Annotated in this window: 13 protein-coding genes; 9 read left to right on the forward strand and 4 right to left on the reverse strand. The window is 72.4% G+C overall.

The annotated features are described in order from the left end of the window. The first annotated feature begins 24 nt into the window (after positions 1-24). Positions 25-1089 carry an N-acetyl-gamma-glutamyl-phosphate reductase gene (gene argC, locus L107_RS05770; protein WP_159816966.1) on the forward strand — a complete coding sequence of 355 codons (1065 nt, stop codon included), beginning with the start codon at positions 25-27 and terminating at the stop codon, positions 1087-1089. Here the strand turns inward: argC and purN are convergent. After that, complete coding sequence (purN, locus tag L107_RS05775; protein WP_159816968.1) at positions 1080-1739, reverse strand: phosphoribosylglycinamide formyltransferase; 660 nt, start codon at positions 1737-1739, stop codon at positions 1080-1082. The genes argC and purN overlap by 10 nt on opposite strands. Before the next feature lie 7 nt (positions 1740-1746). Here purN and L107_RS05780 point away from each other — a divergent pair, with 7 nt between their 5' ends. Genes L107_RS05780 through L107_RS05790 form a run of 3 tightly spaced genes read left to right on the forward strand, consistent with a single transcriptional unit; the run spans position 1747 to position 4704 of the window. Further along, positions 1747-2091 (forward strand): DUF1257 domain-containing protein, encoded by a 345-nt coding sequence (locus L107_RS05780; RefSeq protein WP_159816970.1) that lies wholly within the window; start codon positions 1747-1749, stop codon positions 2089-2091. After that, entirely contained in the window at positions 2084-3832 is a 1749-nt protein-coding gene (locus L107_RS05785) for a M61 family metallopeptidase (protein WP_159816972.1), read from the forward strand. The genes L107_RS05780 and L107_RS05785 overlap by 8 nt, the downstream gene beginning before the upstream one ends. Next, on the forward strand, positions 3829-4704 hold the full coding sequence (locus tag L107_RS05790; RefSeq protein ID WP_159816974.1) for an N-acetylmuramoyl-L-alanine amidase: 876 nt from the start codon (positions 3829-3831) through the stop codon (positions 4702-4704). Before L107_RS05785 ends, L107_RS05790 begins: the two co-directional genes overlap by 4 nt. A 43-nt stretch (positions 4705-4747) precedes the next feature. On the opposite strand, the gene L107_RS05795 is transcribed toward L107_RS05790, so the two are convergent. Continuing rightward, positions 4748-5425, reverse strand: a complete 678-nt coding sequence (locus L107_RS05795; RefSeq protein WP_236550559.1) for a helicase DnaB — start codon at positions 5423-5425, stop codon at positions 4748-4750. A gap of 411 nt (positions 5426-5836) precedes the next feature. Here L107_RS05795 and L107_RS05800 point away from each other — a divergent pair, with 411 nt between their 5' ends. From L107_RS05800 to fghA, 3 genes are read left to right on the forward strand one after another with little or no spacing between them, the layout of a single operon-like run. Then, positions 5837-7438, forward strand: coding sequence for a glucose-6-phosphate isomerase (locus tag L107_RS05800; RefSeq protein WP_159816976.1), 1602 nt, complete (start codon positions 5837-5839; stop codon positions 7436-7438). Positions 7439-7457: 19 nt separating this feature from the next. After that, complete coding sequence (locus L107_RS05805) at positions 7458-8570, forward strand: S-(hydroxymethyl)glutathione dehydrogenase/class III alcohol dehydrogenase (RefSeq protein WP_159816978.1); 1113 nt, start codon at positions 7458-7460, stop codon at positions 8568-8570. 32 nt (positions 8571-8602) lie between these two features. Continuing rightward, a complete protein-coding gene (gene fghA / locus L107_RS05810) occupies positions 8603-9451 on the forward strand; it encodes an S-formylglutathione hydrolase (protein WP_159816980.1) in 849 nt (282 codons plus the stop codon). On the opposite strand, the gene leuS is transcribed toward fghA, so the two are convergent. After that, entirely contained in the window at positions 9435-12059 is a 2625-nt protein-coding gene (gene leuS, locus L107_RS05815; protein WP_159816982.1) for a leucine--tRNA ligase, read from the reverse strand. The genes fghA and leuS overlap by 17 nt on opposite strands. A gap of 46 nt (positions 12060-12105) precedes the next feature. After that, positions 12106-12345 carry a hypothetical protein gene (locus tag L107_RS05820; RefSeq protein WP_094584584.1) on the reverse strand — a complete coding sequence of 80 codons (240 nt, stop codon included), beginning with the start codon at positions 12343-12345 and terminating at the stop codon, positions 12106-12108. An 85-nt stretch (positions 12346-12430) separates the two neighbouring features. Between L107_RS05820 and dapF the strand changes: the two genes are divergently transcribed. Together dapF and L107_RS05830 are read left to right on the forward strand one after the other, a co-directional pair. Then, the gene (dapF, locus tag L107_RS05825) at positions 12431-13534 is read left to right on the forward strand and encodes a diaminopimelate epimerase (RefSeq protein ID WP_370515394.1); all 1104 of its coding nucleotides are present in this window, start codon (positions 12431-12433) and stop codon (positions 13532-13534) included. Beyond that, positions 13518-14711 carry a cysteine desulfurase family protein gene (locus tag L107_RS05830; protein WP_159816986.1) on the forward strand — a complete coding sequence of 398 codons (1194 nt, stop codon included), beginning with the start codon at positions 13518-13520 and terminating at the stop codon, positions 14709-14711. Before dapF ends, L107_RS05830 begins: the two co-directional genes overlap by 17 nt. Positions 14712-14716: the final 5 nt, after the last annotated feature.

Raw genomic sequence — 14716 nt, forward strand, 5'->3', positions numbered from 1 at the left:
ATCCAGCGTTCTTCTGCGTTCCGCATGGCTGGCAAGCGCGTTGCGGTGATCGGTGCCAGTGGCTACGGGGGACTGCAGACCCTGAGGCTGCTGCAGGGCCACCCGGATCTCTCGGTGACCTTCCTGGGCGGGGAGCGCAGCAGCGGCAGGCGCTGGAGCGAACTGGTGCCGTTCCTCCCCCTGGAGGACGACCTGGTGGTGCGTTCGCCCGATCCGGAGGCCATCGCCGCCGCCGCCGATCTGGCCGTGCTGAGCCTGCCGAACGGACTGGCGGCCGGTCTGGTGCCGGAGCTGCTGCAGCGCGGCGTGAAGGTGGTGGATCTTTCGGCCGACTATCGCTATCGCTCCCTGGCCCAGTGGCAGGAGGTCTATGCCGCCGAGGCCCGCCAGGTCGCCCGCCAGGACGATGACCTCTGCCGGGAGGCCGTCTACGGGCTGGTGGAGGTGGCGGAGGCGCGGATCCGCCAGGCCCGCCTGGTGGCGGCCCCCGGCTGTTTCCCCACCGCCAGCCTGCTGGCCCTGCTGCCGTTCCTCGAGCAGGGGCTGATCGAGACGGGCGGCATCGTCATCGATGCCAAGACGGGCACCTCCGGCGGCGGCCGGGCCGCCAAGGAGACCCTGCTGCTGGCCGAGGCCGCCGAGGCCGTGGCGCCCTACGGGGTGGTGGGCCACCGCCACACCAGTGAGATCGAGCAGCTGGCCGGCCAGGCGGCGGGCCAGGCGATCCAGCTGCAGTTCACGCCCCACCTGATGCCGATGGTGCGCGGCCTGCTGGCCACCGTGTACGGACGGCTGCGGGACCCCGGCCTGACGGCGGAGGACTGCACGACCCTGCTCAAGGCCTCCTACCGCCACAGCCCCACCGTGCAGGTGCTGCCGGTGGGGGTCTACCCCTCCACCAAGTGGGTGCGCAACACCAACCGCTGCCTGCTGTCGGTCCAGGTGGACCCGCGCACCGGCCAGCTGATCGTCATGAGCGCCATCGACAACCTGGTCAAGGGCCAGGCCGGCCAGGGGGTCCAGTGCCTCAACCTGCTCAGCGGCCTGGAGGCGGGCACCGGCCTGCCGCTGCTCCCCTTCTACCCCTGAGCCAGGCGCCGGGCGGCCAGGCTGACGGCCAGGGGCAGGATCCGGTGCTCCTGGCGCTGGATGCGGGCATGGAGCCGCTCCCGGTCGTCGCCCGCGAGCACCGGCACCGCCGCCTGCACCAGGATCGGCCCCGCATCCACCTCGGCGGTCACCAGGTGGGCGGTGCAGCCGGCCAGGGTGACTCCGGCCGCCAGGGCCTGGCCCACCCCGTCGGCGCCCCGGAAGCTGGGCAGCAGGGAGGGATGGATGTTCACCAGCCGCTCCGGGAAGGCTCCGATCAGCACCGGGGTGACGATGCGCATCCAGCCCGCCATCACCACCAGATCCACCCCGTGCGCCTCGAACAGGTTGATCAGGGCCCGGTCGAGGGCCTCCCGCGAGGGCTGGTGGCGGTGGTCGATCACCGCACAGGAGATGCCGAGCCGTTCGGCCCGCTCCCGGGCCCCGCAGTCCGCCCGGCTCACCGCCAGCACGACCACCCGCCCGTGCAGCCGCCCCTCGCCGCAGGCCCGCACCAGGGCTTCGAAGTTGCTTCCCGCCCCCGAGGCCATCACCGCCAGTCGCAGCGGGGCCTCGGAGGCCGGAGCCGGCTGTGGCAACGGCCACTGGAGGGACCCGCCGGGATCGCTATGGTCAGCGGAATCGGGCATTGCGTCCATGTCCCATCTCTCCATCCTGCCCACCGTGCTGCGGGATGCCGAGGCCCTGGCGGCCACCCTCGCCAGCCTCGATCTCCCCTGGCGCTGGGGGGGGGAACTGGTCGGCTTCGCCGGCGAACGCCAGGCGGTGACACTGCAGCTGCAGCTCAGGGACGGCCAGGGCCTGGGATGGGCCGCCATGGACGACGGATCCCTGGCTCTGGTGGGCGATCTCCAGCGCCTCAGCCGCAGCACCGCCCTGCAGCGGCTGCTGGGCCGGATCACCCGGGCCTATGCCGCCCGGGTGGCCCTCCAGGAGGCCCGTCTGGCCGTCCCCACGGCGTCGATCGAGCTCCGTGTCTGACGACCCACCCCACCCCGACACGGCCGCCGGGCCGGTCGTTCAGCTCGACCTGCGGGAGCCCCATCGCCATCGGGTCCGGGTCACCCTCCATCTCACCCCCCGGTGCCTGCAGCCGGAGCTGCGGCTTCCCGCCTGGACCCCGGGCTCGTACCTGATCCGGGACCACGTCCGGAACCTGGAGGGTCTGGAGGTGGTTCAGGGGGAGACCCGGGTCGTACCGACGCGACGGGCGGAGGCCTGCTGGCGGCTGTCCCTCACCCGCCCCGATCCCCTCATCGTCCGCTACGACCTCCAGGCCACGGAACTGACCGTGCGCACCTGCCACCTCAGCGCCGACCATGGCTTCCTGGCCCTGGCCGGCGTGGTGCTGGAAGCCACGGGCGAGCGCTGGAATCCCCACCGCCTGGAGCTGCGGCTGCCCGAGGGCTGGCAGGCCTTCCTCCCCCTCCCCGCCACCGGTGACGGGGCCTGGATGGCCGCCGACTACGACCGGCTGATCGATGCGCCGCTGGAGGCCGGCCCCCACCCCTGCCACCCCTTCCGCGTCGCCGGGGTGCCGCACCGCTGGGTCACCTGGGGGGGCGACCTGCCCGTGCAGGATCCCGCCTGGCTGGACGACGTGGAACGGATCGCCCTGGCCTGCTGCCGCCTGATGGGGGAGAGCGCCCCCGCCAGTGACGGCTACCTGTTCGTGCTGCACCTGCTGGAGTCGGGTTTCGGCGGGCTGGAACACGACCACGCCAGCGTGCTCCAGTACGGCCGCCGCGCCCTGGCGGGTCCCGGTGGCCGCCGCAAGCTGCTGCAGCTCGTGGCCCACGAGTACCTGCACCAGTGGAACGTGCGGCGCCTCAAGCCCGCCGAGCTGACGCCGCTCGACTACGGCCGGGCCACGATCGTGGCCGGTCTCTGGTTCGCCGAGGGGGTGACCTCCTACCTCGATCTGCTGCTGCCGCTGGCGGCCGGTGTGGGCACGGAGGCCGACCTGCTCGAGGACCTCGGGGCCGACCTCAGCCGCTACCGGCTCACCCCCGGTCGCCGGGTGCAGGGACTGCAACAGAGCGCCGAGGAGGCCTGGGTGAAGCTCTACCGCCAGGACGCCTCCTCCCCTGACAGCCAGATCAGCTATTACCTCAAGGGGGCCGTGGTGGCCCTGGTGCTGGACCTGCACCTGCGGCGCCATGGCTCCAGCCTGGGGGTGGTGCTGCGGGGGCTGTGGCGCAGCCATGGGGTCGCCGGGCGGGGCTACAGCAACGCCGATCTGGTCGCCGCCTTCGCGGACCAGGCCCCCGACCTGGCTGCGCTGCTGCCGCACTGGCTGGAGAGCACCGACGACCCCGACCTCGACGCCTACCTGGCGGATCTCGGGCTGGTCCTGCGGCCCACACCGGCCCGGGAACCCTTCCTCGGCTGGCAGCTGGAGGAGCCCGCGGCGGGCAGCCTGCGCCTGAAGCGGGTGCATCGGGACGGGCCGGCGGAGCGGGCCTGCCTCCAGGCGGGCGATGAGCTGCTGGCCCTCGACGACCTGCGCCTGCGCACCCCCGAGGACCTGGCGACGGCCCTCGCCATGGCCAGGTCCTCGGCGGAACGGCAGGTGCTCTACGCGCGGGACGGCCGGGTGCGCACCACCCGCCTGGTGCCCGACGCCCCGGCCATCGCCAGCTGGCAGCTGGTGATCGATCCCGATCTGGACGGCCCCCTCACCCGCGACAACCGGCAGCGCTGGCTGTCGCTGCAGCCATGACCTCGTCCCTGCGCCCCCTGGTGCTGGCGCTGGCCGGTGCGGGCGTGCTCAGCCTGGGGGGGCTCACCTGGCTGGGCCGTGACCTGTTCGGCGCTCCAGGCAACGCCGGCGGCCGCGCCTCCCTGCTCGACCTGCTGGAGGAGGTGCGCCAGTCCCCCGCCGACGGGGGAGGGTCGCCGTCGCCCCCCGAGCAGGCCCTGCCACCGCCCCAGGCCGCCTGGCGCGCCCCCCTGGGCGGCGCCTGCCAGGCGGACCCGGCCCTGCGGGCCCGCCTGGCGGGCCTGGCGGAGCGGCTCCGCTACGAGACCGTCCGGCTGCGCATCGACCCGAGCAACTACGGCGAGCGCTTCCGCCGGGATGCCTTCGGCCAGCCGCTCGACACCACCCCCCAGGTCGTTGTCCTGCACGAGACCGTCTTCGGCATCAACTCGGCGATCAACACCTTCATGACGCCCCATCCGCGGGACGAGGATCAGGTGAGTTACCACACCCTGATCGGCCTCGACGGCCAGGTGGTGGAGGCGCTGGATCCCGCCAAGCGGGCCTTCGGTGCCGGCAATTCCGCCTTCAACGGCCGCTGGGTGGTGACCAACCCGGAGCTGGCCGGCTCGATCAACAACTTCGCCCTGCACCTCAGCCTGGAGACGCCCCTCGACGGCGAGAACCAGGACCCCAGCCACAGCGGTTACACGGCCGCCCAGTACGACGCCCTCGCGGTGGTGCTGGCCCGCTGGATGCGCCGCTACGGCATCCCCCCCAGCAACATCACCACGCACCGGCACGTGGATCTGGGCGGCGAGCGCATGGATCCGCGCAGCTTCGACTGGCGGGAACTGCAGGTGCGCCTGGCCGCGCTGGGGGTGCTGTGCTGATCGGGGTGGGGCGAGGATCCGGAGGCAGAGCGGGGGCCCGGATTCAGATCAGCGGGCTGGTGATCGGTTTGCGGGTTCCGTAGAGGAGGGCGTGCAGCTCGGGGTCCTGCATGTAGCGCAGCACCCGACCGGGGTAGTCCAGCTTGCCGTTGTGCAGGTAGGCCAGGGTGGCGATGGCCTTGGCATCGGCGGGGGAGGTGCTGGCCATCAGCAGGGCGTTGCCGGAGAGCCCCAGGGCCTGCTTCAGCCGCACGAACTTGCCCACCAGCAGCCGGACGTTGCGGTCGGGATCCAGCAGCTCCATGCGCGCCTCGTCGATCTGCTCCGGGGTGGCGTTGGCGGGCAGGAGGCCCTGCTTGACGAGCTCGCCGACGCTCAGCTGGGCGGGGCCGTGGGTGTTGAACAGGCCGCTGCGGGCGGCTAGGGGCAGATCTTCGCCGGGTTTGGCGTGCTGCAGCTCGTCGAAGAGCACGGCGGTGACCAGCATCGGATTGATGTGGTGGCGGCGACTCTCGCTGAGGATGACCGGCCTGAGCTCCTCGAGCCGGCCGAGGGTGTGGCTGCGCAGGGGTTGCAGCTGGTCGATGCCCTCGGTGAACAGCTGGGCCAGCCGGGGCTGGGGGCCGTGGACGCCGAAGCGACGGTTGAGCTCCCGCAGTTCCTCGGGCGTGAAATCCACCGGATCGGGCCGCAGCCCTTCGCTGGTGGAGGGCGTGATCAGGGGAAAGGAGCTGCCCTGGCGCCCGCCATCGGTGAGCAGGAAGGAGCTGCGCAGGGCCACCTGGGGTTGGCGGCTCAGGGGAACCAGCACCAGGCCGCCGGCCACCAGCAGCAGGCCCAGCTTCAGGGCGTGGCGGTGCAGGAGGTGGCGAAAGGCTTGGTGACGCTGGCGAGCCGGGGCGGCGACCGCCGGCTCGGGGCCGGAGCGTCGGGGCTTAGTTCCGGCGGGGCGGGACAGCAAGCGGAATGGCGCTCTTTAGATCAATTGTAACGAACACGGTCGGATTCTTCCCGCACCGGGGGCGCTCCCGGCGCCGGCCCCGTGGTGGAAAGCCCGCATCCGCCGATCCGCTTGCCGAACATGGAGGCTGATGGATACGGTTCGGGGGCCCGTCACGGCGTCCCAGGAGCCATGTCCCCGCTGCCGCCGTTGAACGGCCAAGATGCCGCTGCCCTCTGGGAGCGATTCCGCCAGCTGCTCTGGCACGACCCCGATCTCGCCCTCTGGCTGGACGTGAGCCGGATGGCCCTGGAGGAGAAGGATCTCGAGGCCTTCGAAGCCCCCTTCGCCCGCGCCTTCGCCGCCATGGAGGCCCTCGAGGCCGGGGCCATCGCCAACGCCGACGAGGGGCGGCAGGTGGGCCACTACTGGCTGCGGGCCCCGGAGCTGGCCCCCGAGCCGGCGGTGGCCGCCGCGATCGCCGCGGAGGTGGACCGCCTCGAAGCCTTCGGACGGGACGTGCTGGCCGGGACGGTCACCGCCCCCGGCGGCCGGCCCTTCACCGATGTGCTCTGGATCGGCATCGGCGGTTCCGGCCTGGGCCCCCTGCTGATGCTCCGGGCCCTGGCGCGCCAGGGGGTGGGACTGCCGTTCCACTTCTTCGACAACGTCGATCCCGACGGCATGGCCCGCACCCTCGCCGGCCTGGCCGACCGGCTCACCACCACCCTGGTGATCGTGGTCAGCAAGTCGGGGGGCACCCCCGAACCCCACCTGGGCATGGTGCAGTCCCGGGCCCGGGTGCTGGCCGCCGGGGGCGACTGGAACGCCCAGGCGGTGGCCATCACCATGGCGGGGAGCCACCTGGATCAGGAGGCCAAAGCGGCCGGGTGGCTGCGGCGCTTCGACATGTTCGACTGGGTGGGCGGACGCACCAGCATCACCAGCGCCGTCGGCCTGCTGCCCGCCGCCCTGATCGGTGCCGATCTGCGCGGCTTCCTGGAGGGGGCCGCCGCCATGGACCGGCTGACCCGGGTGCCCGATCTGCGCGCCAACCCCGCCGCCCTGCTGGCCGCCTCCTGGCATGTGGCCGGCGGCGGCCAGGGGCGCCGCGACATGGTGGTGCTCCCCTACCGGGACCGGCTGGAGGTGTTCAGCCGCTACCTGCAGCAGCTGGTGATGGAGTCCCTGGGCAAGCGGCTCGACCGCGACGGTGTCGTGGTGCACCAGGGGTTGGCCGTCTACGGCAACAAGGGCTCCACCGACCAGCACGCCTACGTGCAGCAGCTGCGGGACGGCCTCGACAACTTCTTCGTGACCTTCATCGAGGTGCTGGAGGACCCGGCGGAGATCCCCACGATCGACGGTGAGTGCCCGGCCGACTTCCTCCAGGGGTTCCTGCAGGGCACCCGCGCCGCCCTGGCCGAGCAGGCCCGCCAGAGCATCACCATCACCCTGCGGCGCTTCGACGCCCGGGGCCTCGGCGCCCTGATCGGTCTGTTCGAGCGGGCGGTGGGACTCTACGGCGAACTGGTCAATGTCAACGCCTACCACCAGCCCGGGGTGGAGGCGGGCAAGAAGGCGGCCGCCGGGATCCTGGCCCTGCAGAGCCGCGTGGAGGCGCTGCTCGCCGACGGCCGGGCCCGCACCCTGGCGGCCATCGGTGCGGAGCTGGAGCTGGACGCCGTGGAGCCGGTGTTCTGGCTGCTGCGCCACCTCTGTGCCAACGACCGCGGCTATGGGGCGAAAGGCGACTGGGGGCAGCCCGACGGGCTGGTCTTCCAGCACACTTGAGGGACCTTCCCCCCTGAGCATGGTCCGATCCCGCGCCGCGGTCGCCTGGGCCGCCGGTCAGCCCCTGGAGGTCACCGAGATCGATGTGGAGGGCCCCCGGGCCGGCGAGGTGCTGCTGCGGGTGGTGGCCACGGGCGTGTGCCACACCGATGCCTTCACCCTTTCCGGCGCCGACCCCGAGGGCATCTTCCCGGCGGTGCTCGGCCACGAGGGCGGGGCGGTGGTGGAGGAGGTGGGTGCGGGGGTGACCTCCCTGGCGGTGGGCGACCACGTCATCCCGCTCTACACACCGGAGTGCCGCTCCTGCCGCTTCTGCCTCTCCGGCAAGACCAACCTCTGCCAGGCGATCCGCGCCACCCAGGGCCGGGGCCTGATGCCGGACGGCAGCAGCCGCTTCTCCAGGAACGGCCAGCCCATCCACCACTACATGGGCACCTCCACCTTCTCGGAATACACCGTGGTGCCCGAGATCGCCGTGGCCAGGATCGCCCCGGAGGCGCCGCTGGAGAAGGTGTGTCTGCTGGGCTGCGGCGTCACCACCGGCATCGGCGCCGTGCTCAACACCGCCAAGGTGGAACCCGGCAGCAGCGTGGCCGTCTTCGGCCTGGGGGGCATCGGCCTGGCGGTGATCATCGGGGCGGTGATGGCCGGGGCGGAGCGGATCATCGGCATTGACACCAACCCCGACAAGTTCGCCATCGCCAGCCAGCTCGGCGCCACCGAGTGCCTTGATCCCAAGGCGTTCGACGCCCCCATCCAGGAGGTGGTGATCGACCGCACCGACGGCGGCGTGGATTACTCCTTCGAGTGCATCGGCAACGTCCAGGTGATGCGCGCCGCCTTGGAGTGCTGCCACAAGGGCTGGGGGGAATCCACGATCATCGGCGTGGCCGGGGCGGGCCAGGAGATCGCCACCCGGCCGTTCCAGCTGGTGACGGGCCGGGTCTGGCGGGGTTCCGCCTTCGGCGGCGTGCGGGGTCGCAGCGAGCTGCCCGGCTACGTGGAGCGGTTCCAGCAGGGGGAGATCCCACTGGACACCTTCATCACCCACACGATGGGGCTCGAAGACATCAACCGGGCCTTCGACCTGATGCACGCCGGCCAGAGCATCCGCTCGGTGATCCACTTCTGACACCCCCTGCGATCCCGGAGGCCGGCGTCCCCATGCTCGAGCTGCTCAGCGAGAACCGCAGTTTCGGTGGTCTGCACCGCCGCTACCGCCACCCGTCCTCCGCGCTGAACGGGCCGGCGACCCTGGCGGTGTACCTGCCGCCCCGGGCCCTGGCCGGGGAGCGGGTGCCGGCCCTCTACTGGCTCTCAGGCCTCACCTGCACCGACGAGAACGTGATGCAGAAGGGTGGAGCCCACCGGCTCGCCGCCGAGCTCGGCCTGGCCCTGGTGGCACCCGACACCAGCCCCAGGGGGGCGGAGGTGCCCACCGACCCCGAGGGCGGCTGGGACCTGGGCCAGGGGGCCGGCTTCTACGTCGATGCCACCCAGGCCCCCTGGGATCGCCACTACCGGATGCATGCCTACGTGGTGGAGGAGCTGCCCGCCCTGCTGGAGGCGGAGCTGCCCCTGGCGCCGGCCCGTGGCATCAGCGGCCACTCCATGGGGGGCCACGGCGCCCTGGTGGCGGCCCTGCGGCACCCGGGCCGTTACCGCTCGGTGTCCGCCTTCGCCCCGATCTGCCATCCCAGCGCCAGCCCCTGGGGCCGGAAGGCCTTCGGGGCCTACCTGGGCCCCGACCCGCGGGCCTGGGCCGCCTGGGACGCCACCCTGCTGCTGCCGGGTGCCGCGGAGCGGCTGCCCCTGCTGGTGGACCAGGGCAGTGCCGACCCCTTCCTCGACAGCCAGCTGCGGCCCGCCGACCTGGCGGCGGCGGCCAAGGCGGCGGGCCACCCCCTGGAGCTGCGCTTCCAGGAGGGCTACGACCACAGCTACTTCTTCATCGCCAGCTTCATCGACGACCACCTGCGCCACCACGCCGCCGCCCTCAGGGCACCAGGTTGACCAGCTTGCCTGGCACCACGATCACCCGTCGGGGCGGCTGACCCTCCAGCCAGCGCTGAGCCACGTCGCTTTCCAGCGCCAGCCTCTCGAGGGTGGCGGCATCGGCGTCGGCCGGCACCTCCAGGCTGCCGCGCATCTTGCCCTTCACCTGGATCACCAGGGGGATGGTGTCGCGCACCAGGGCCGCCGGATCGACGGCGGGCCAGCGCTGGGCATGGACGCTCGCCCCGGCACTGATGGGCTGGCCTTCCGGGTGGCCGCTGAGCTTCTGCCAGAGCTCCTCGGCCAGGTGGGGGGCGAACGGCGCCAGCAGGATCAGCAGGCTGGCGAGGGCCTCGGTGGCCACCGCCGGAGCGGCCCCCTCGAGGTGGGTGGTCAGGGCGTTGCTGAGTTTCATCAGCTCGGAGACGGCCGTGTTGAGCTGGAGCTCCCCTTCCAGGTCCTCGCTGATGGCGGCGATGGCGGTGTGCACGGCCCGGCGCAGGTCCCGTTCGCCGTCGCTGAGGGGGGCGGCATCCGGTGCCGCCGGCTGGGGGGCATCCGGGGCGCCCAGGCGCAGCCCGCGGCCGTGGGCCCCGTCCACCAGACGCCAGAGGCGCTGCAGGAAGCGGTACTGGCCCTCCACATCGGCGTCATCCCACTCCAGATCCTTCTCCGGAGGCGCCTTGAACAGGATGAACATGCGGGCCGTGTCGGCCCCGTAGCGGTCGATCACCACCGCCGGGTCGACGCCGTTGTGCTTCGACTTGGACATCTTCTCGTAGAACACCTCCAGCACCTCGCCGCTGACGGGATCGCGGGGGTCGCTGGGGTCGGCCACTTCGGCCGGGGCGACGTACTGCCCGGTGCTGGGGTTGCGGTAGGTGATGCCCTGCACCATGCCCTGGGTGAGCAGGCGGGCGAAGGGTTCCGAGAAACCCAGCAGGCCCCGGTCCCGCAGCACCTTGGTGAAGAAGCGGGAATAGAGCAGGTGCAGGATGGCGTGCTCGATGCCGCCCACGTACTGGTCGACGGGCAGCCAGCGGTCGACGGCGCCGCGATCGAACGGCCGCGTCCGGTTGTGGGGATCGCTGTAGCGCAGGTAGTACCAGGACGAACACATGAAGGTGTCCATCGTGTCGGTCTCCCGCCTGGCGGGGGCGCCGCAGCGGGGGCAGGGCACATTCACCCACGACTCCAACCTGGCCAGCGGGGTGCCCCCCTTGCCGCTCAGGGGGATGTCCCGGGGCAGTTCCACCGGCAGCTGGTCGTCGGGGACGGGCACCACGCCGCAGCTGTCGCAGTGGATGACAGGAATGGGACAGCCCCAGTAGCGCTGGCGGGAGATCAGCCAGTCGCGCAGGCGGTACTGCACCCGTCCCTGGCCCCAGCCCTGCTCCTCGGCCCAGGCGACGATGGCCGACCTGGCCTCGGTGGTGGTGAGGCCGTCGAAGGAACCGGAGCCGATCAGCACACCGGCTTCGGTCCAGGCCTGGCCCTCGTAGGCGTGGGGATCGGACCCCTCGGGGATCACCACCCGCCTGACGGGAAGCTCGTACTGGCGGGCGAAGGCGAAGTCGCGCTGGTCATGGGCCGGAACCCCCATGACGGCGCCGGTGCCGTAGTCGGCCAGCACGTAATCGGCGATCCAGACGGGGATGCGTTCACCGCTGGCGGGGTTGCGGGCCCAGGCGCCGATCGGCACGCCCCGCTTGGGCCGGTCCTCGGCGGTGCGCTCCTGCTCGCTCTGGCGGCTGACCAGATCGCAGAAGGCCGTCACCGAGAGACGGCAGTCGTCGCTGGTGAGTTCGGCCACCAGCGGGTGGTCCGGAGCCAGCACCACGTAGGTGGCGCCGTGGATCGTGTCGGGCCGGGTGGTGAAGACGGTGATGGCGGCACCGCTCTCGGTGGTGAAGGTCAGCTCGGCCCCGAGGGAGCGGCCGATCCAGTTGGCCTGCATCGTGCGCACCCGCTCCGGCCAGCCCTCCAGGGAGGGGAGATCGTCGAGCAGGGCATCGGCGTAGGCGGTGATCTTCAGAAACCACTGGCGCAGCCGGCGCTTCTCCACCTGGGCACCGGAGCGCCAGGAGCGCCCCTCCGCATCCACCTGCTCATTGGCGAGCACCGTCTGGTCGATGGGGTCCCAGTTGACGGTCGCCTCCTTGCGGTAGGCCAGGCCCGCATCCAGGAACTGCAGGAACAGCCACTGGGTCCAGCGGTAGTAATCGGCGTGGCAGGTGGCCACCTCCCGGTCCCAGTCGATCGAGAGGCCCAGCCGCTTGAGCTGGTCGCGCATCTGGGCGATGTTGCGGTCGGTCCAGTCGCCAGGGTCGACGCCCCGCTCGATGGCGGCGTTCTCCGCCGGCAGACCGAAGGCGTCCCAGCCCATGGGATGCAGCACTTGCCGTCCCCGCAGGCGGGCCGCCCGGGCGATCACGTCGGTGATGACGTAGTTGCGGACGTGGCCCATGTGCAGGCTCCCCGACGGGTAGGGGAACATCGACAGGGCGTAGTAGGCGTCGCCGGCGTCCCCGGTCTGTGCGGGGGTGGCGTGCAGTCCGAGCTGCTCCCACTGCAGCTGCCAGCGCTGCTCGATCGCTTCGGGCCGGTAGCGGGAGGGGTCGGTCACGGGCCAATGGGAATGGGAGTGATCGTGTCACAGCCCATGGAGAGACTCAGCTGAGGGCGCGCAACGAGGCCACCGCGGCCAGGCTGATCAGCAGCAGCGGCGTGCCGGGTTCGGTGCTCATCGCCAGGAAATGGCTGTCCTGCCAGCGGATGATGCCATCGAACTCCTTACCGGAGAGCAGCACCACATTCACGGGCGTGCGGATTCGGATCAGCTCCTGGACGTGACGGACGCTGGGCAGGGTGGTGTCGAGCCTGGGTCCCCGTTTTTCGAAGAAACTCTGCATAGGATCGACCCCAACCTCCAGGTCTCACGGAACGGTGCTTCAGGTGCTCCAATTCAGCAAATACCAGGGTCTGGGGAATGATTTCTTGCTCCTGGATGGGCGCAGCTTAGAGGATCCTGAGGGCCTGTTCGGCCTGACGCCTGAACGGGTGCAGCGGCTCTGCGACCGCCGCTTCGGGGTCGGTGGCGATGGGGTGATCCTGGCCCTGCCGCCCCGGGAGGGCGGGGAACTGCGCATGCGGATCTTCAACGCCGATGGCACCGAGCCGGAGATGTGCGGCAACGGCATCCGCTGCCTGGCCAGGTTCCTGGCGGACAGCGACGGCGACCGGGCCCCCCGGAGCTGGGAGATCGAGACCCTCGCCGGTCGCATCGTTCCGGCCCTGGCCGAGGACGGTCGCATCCGCGTCGACATGGGGCCGCCGTTCCTGACCCCCGAGACCGTGCCCACCACCCTGGCGGTGGGGGAGCAGGGACTGCCGGTGGGGGAGCTGGAGGTGCTGGGCCAGCGGCTGGCGGTGGCGGCCGCCGGCATGGGCAATCCCCACGCCGTCGTGCCCGTCGCCGACGTGGCGGCGGTCGATCTGGAGGGCCTCGGCGCCGCCCTTGAGGTCCACGGCGCGTTCCCGGCCCGCACCAACGTCCACTTCGTGCAGGTGCTCGCCCCCGACCATCTGGTGATGCGGGTCTGGGAGCGGGGGGCGGGGCCCACCCTGGCCTGCGGCACCGGCGCCTGCGCCACCCTGGTGGCCTGCCACCGGCTCGGCCTGGCCGCCCGCCAGGCCCGGCTGGATCTGCCGGGGGGCCCCCTGGAGATCCACTGGGACGAAGCCAGCGGCCACGTGTTCATGACCGGGCCGGCCGAAGCGGTGTTTGACGGTGTCGTGGCCCCGTCGCTGTTCGGCGAGGACGAGGAGATGCCCCCCGCCCTGGCGATGGCACCGCCAACCACCGGCCCGGCCCAGGCGGGGGATGGCGCCAACGACAACACCAGTGGCAGCGCCATCGACTGCGCCACCGCCTGTGTCAACGGCTGCCTGCGCCCGGAGGCCTGTCCCAGCGCCGAAGCCCGGGCCCGCGTCACGGCCCTGCTGGAGGGTCGTTCCCTCGACGACCTGGTGGCCCTGGCCGGCGAATCCCTGGAATCCCGCACCCGGGGCCGCCTCTCCCGCGATGCCCCCGCCCCCTGAGATCTACCTCGACGCCTGCGCCACCGCCCCCCCGGCCGTTGCGGTGCTCGAGGCCATGGATCAGGCCCAGCGCGAGGCCTGGGCCAACCCCTCCAGCCTCCATGGCCCCGGCCTGGCGGCGGCGGAGCGGCTGGAGCGCGACCGCCAGGCGATCGCCGCGAGCCTGGGCTGCGGCGGCGATGAACTGGTGCTTCTCTCCGGCGGCAGCGAGGCGATCCACACCGCCCTGGTCGGTTCCGCCGGGGCACTGGAGCCGGGTCGGCTGCTGCTCTCGGCGGTGGAGCACCCCGCCAGCTACGCCGCCGCCGCCGCCCTGGAGCGCCGGGGCTGGGAGGTGCGGCGTCTGCCGGTGGACCGCCGCGGCGTGGTCGACCTGGAGATCCTGCGGCGCCTGCTGACGCCGCCGACCCGAATGGTGTCGATGCTCTGGGGCCAGAGCGAGGTGGGAACTCTCCAGCCGATCGAGGCGATCGGGGCGCTCTGCCGCCAGGCGGGCGTGCGGTTCCATGTCGATGCGGTGCAGGTGGTGGGGCACCGCCGGGTCGTCTTCAGCCGGCTGCCGGTGGACCTGCTCAGCTGCGCGGCCCACAAGCTGCAGGGTCCCTGCGGGGTGGGGGCCCTGCTGGTGCGGCGCGGCGTCCGGCTCGAACCGTTGATCGGCGGCGCCCAGGAGGGGGGCCGTCGCGGCGGCACCGAGCCGGTGGCCCTGGTGGCCGGCTTCGCGGCGGCCCTCGAGCTGGCCGACCGGCGCCTGGCGGCCCATGGCGGTGTTGATCCAATGGTGGCGCTGCGGGATCCCCTGCTGGCCGCCCTGCGGCAACGGGAGGGCGTGCGGCTGAGCGGCCCGGAGCCGGACGACCCCGCCGGGCGCCTGCCACACCACATCAGCCTGCTGGTGGACGGGCCGGACGGGAGGCCCCTGGGCGGTCGGCGGCTGGTCCGGGAGCTGGCCCGCCGGGGCTACGCGGTGAGCAGCGGATCGGCCTGCGCCAGCGCCGGCGCGGCGGCGGGCACGGCCGGCACCAGTGCCGTGCTGCTCGCCATGGGCTACGGCCCCGCCGAGGCGGCCAGCGGCCTGCGGATCAGCCTGGGCCCCTGGAACAGCCCCGATGAGCTGGCCGGACTGCCGGCGGCCCTGGAGCAGGCCCGCCGCAGGCTGGCGGAAGCGCCTGGGTAGGGTCC

Source organism: Cyanobium sp. Copco_Reservoir_LC18 (assembly GCF_009834675.1).
In the GTDB taxonomy this organism is placed as follows: domain Bacteria; phylum Cyanobacteriota; class Cyanobacteriia; order PCC-6307; family Cyanobiaceae; genus Cyanobium; species Cyanobium minutissimum.

What these genes read in the sequence shown, in the direction of transcription:
- argC (WP_159816966.1), top strand. Translation starts at nt 25, where the DNA reads ATGGCTGGCAAGCGCGTTGCGGTGATCGGTGCCAGTGGCTACGGGGGA.
- purN (WP_159816968.1), bottom strand. Translation starts at nt 1,739, where the DNA reads ATGCCCGATTCCGCTGACCATAGCGATCCCGGCGGGTCCCTCCAGTGG.
- L107_RS05780 (WP_159816970.1), top strand. Translation starts at nt 1,747, where the DNA reads ATGTCCCATCTCTCCATCCTGCCCACCGTGCTGCGGGATGCCGAGGCC.
- L107_RS05790 (WP_159816974.1), top strand. Translation starts at nt 3,829, where the DNA reads ATGACCTCGTCCCTGCGCCCCCTGGTGCTGGCGCTGGCCGGTGCGGGC.
- L107_RS05800 (WP_159816976.1), top strand. Translation starts at nt 5,837, where the DNA reads ATGTCCCCGCTGCCGCCGTTGAACGGCCAAGATGCCGCTGCCCTCTGG.
- L107_RS05805 (WP_159816978.1), top strand. Translation starts at nt 7,458, where the DNA reads ATGGTCCGATCCCGCGCCGCGGTCGCCTGGGCCGCCGGTCAGCCCCTG.
- fghA (WP_159816980.1), top strand. Translation starts at nt 8,603, where the DNA reads ATGCTCGAGCTGCTCAGCGAGAACCGCAGTTTCGGTGGTCTGCACCGC.
- L107_RS05820 (WP_094584584.1), bottom strand. Translation starts at nt 12,345, where the DNA reads ATGCAGAGTTTCTTCGAAAAACGGGGACCCAGGCTCGACACCACCCTG.
- L107_RS05830 (WP_159816986.1), top strand. Translation starts at nt 13,518, where the DNA reads ATGCCCCCGCCCCCTGAGATCTACCTCGACGCCTGCGCCACCGCCCCC.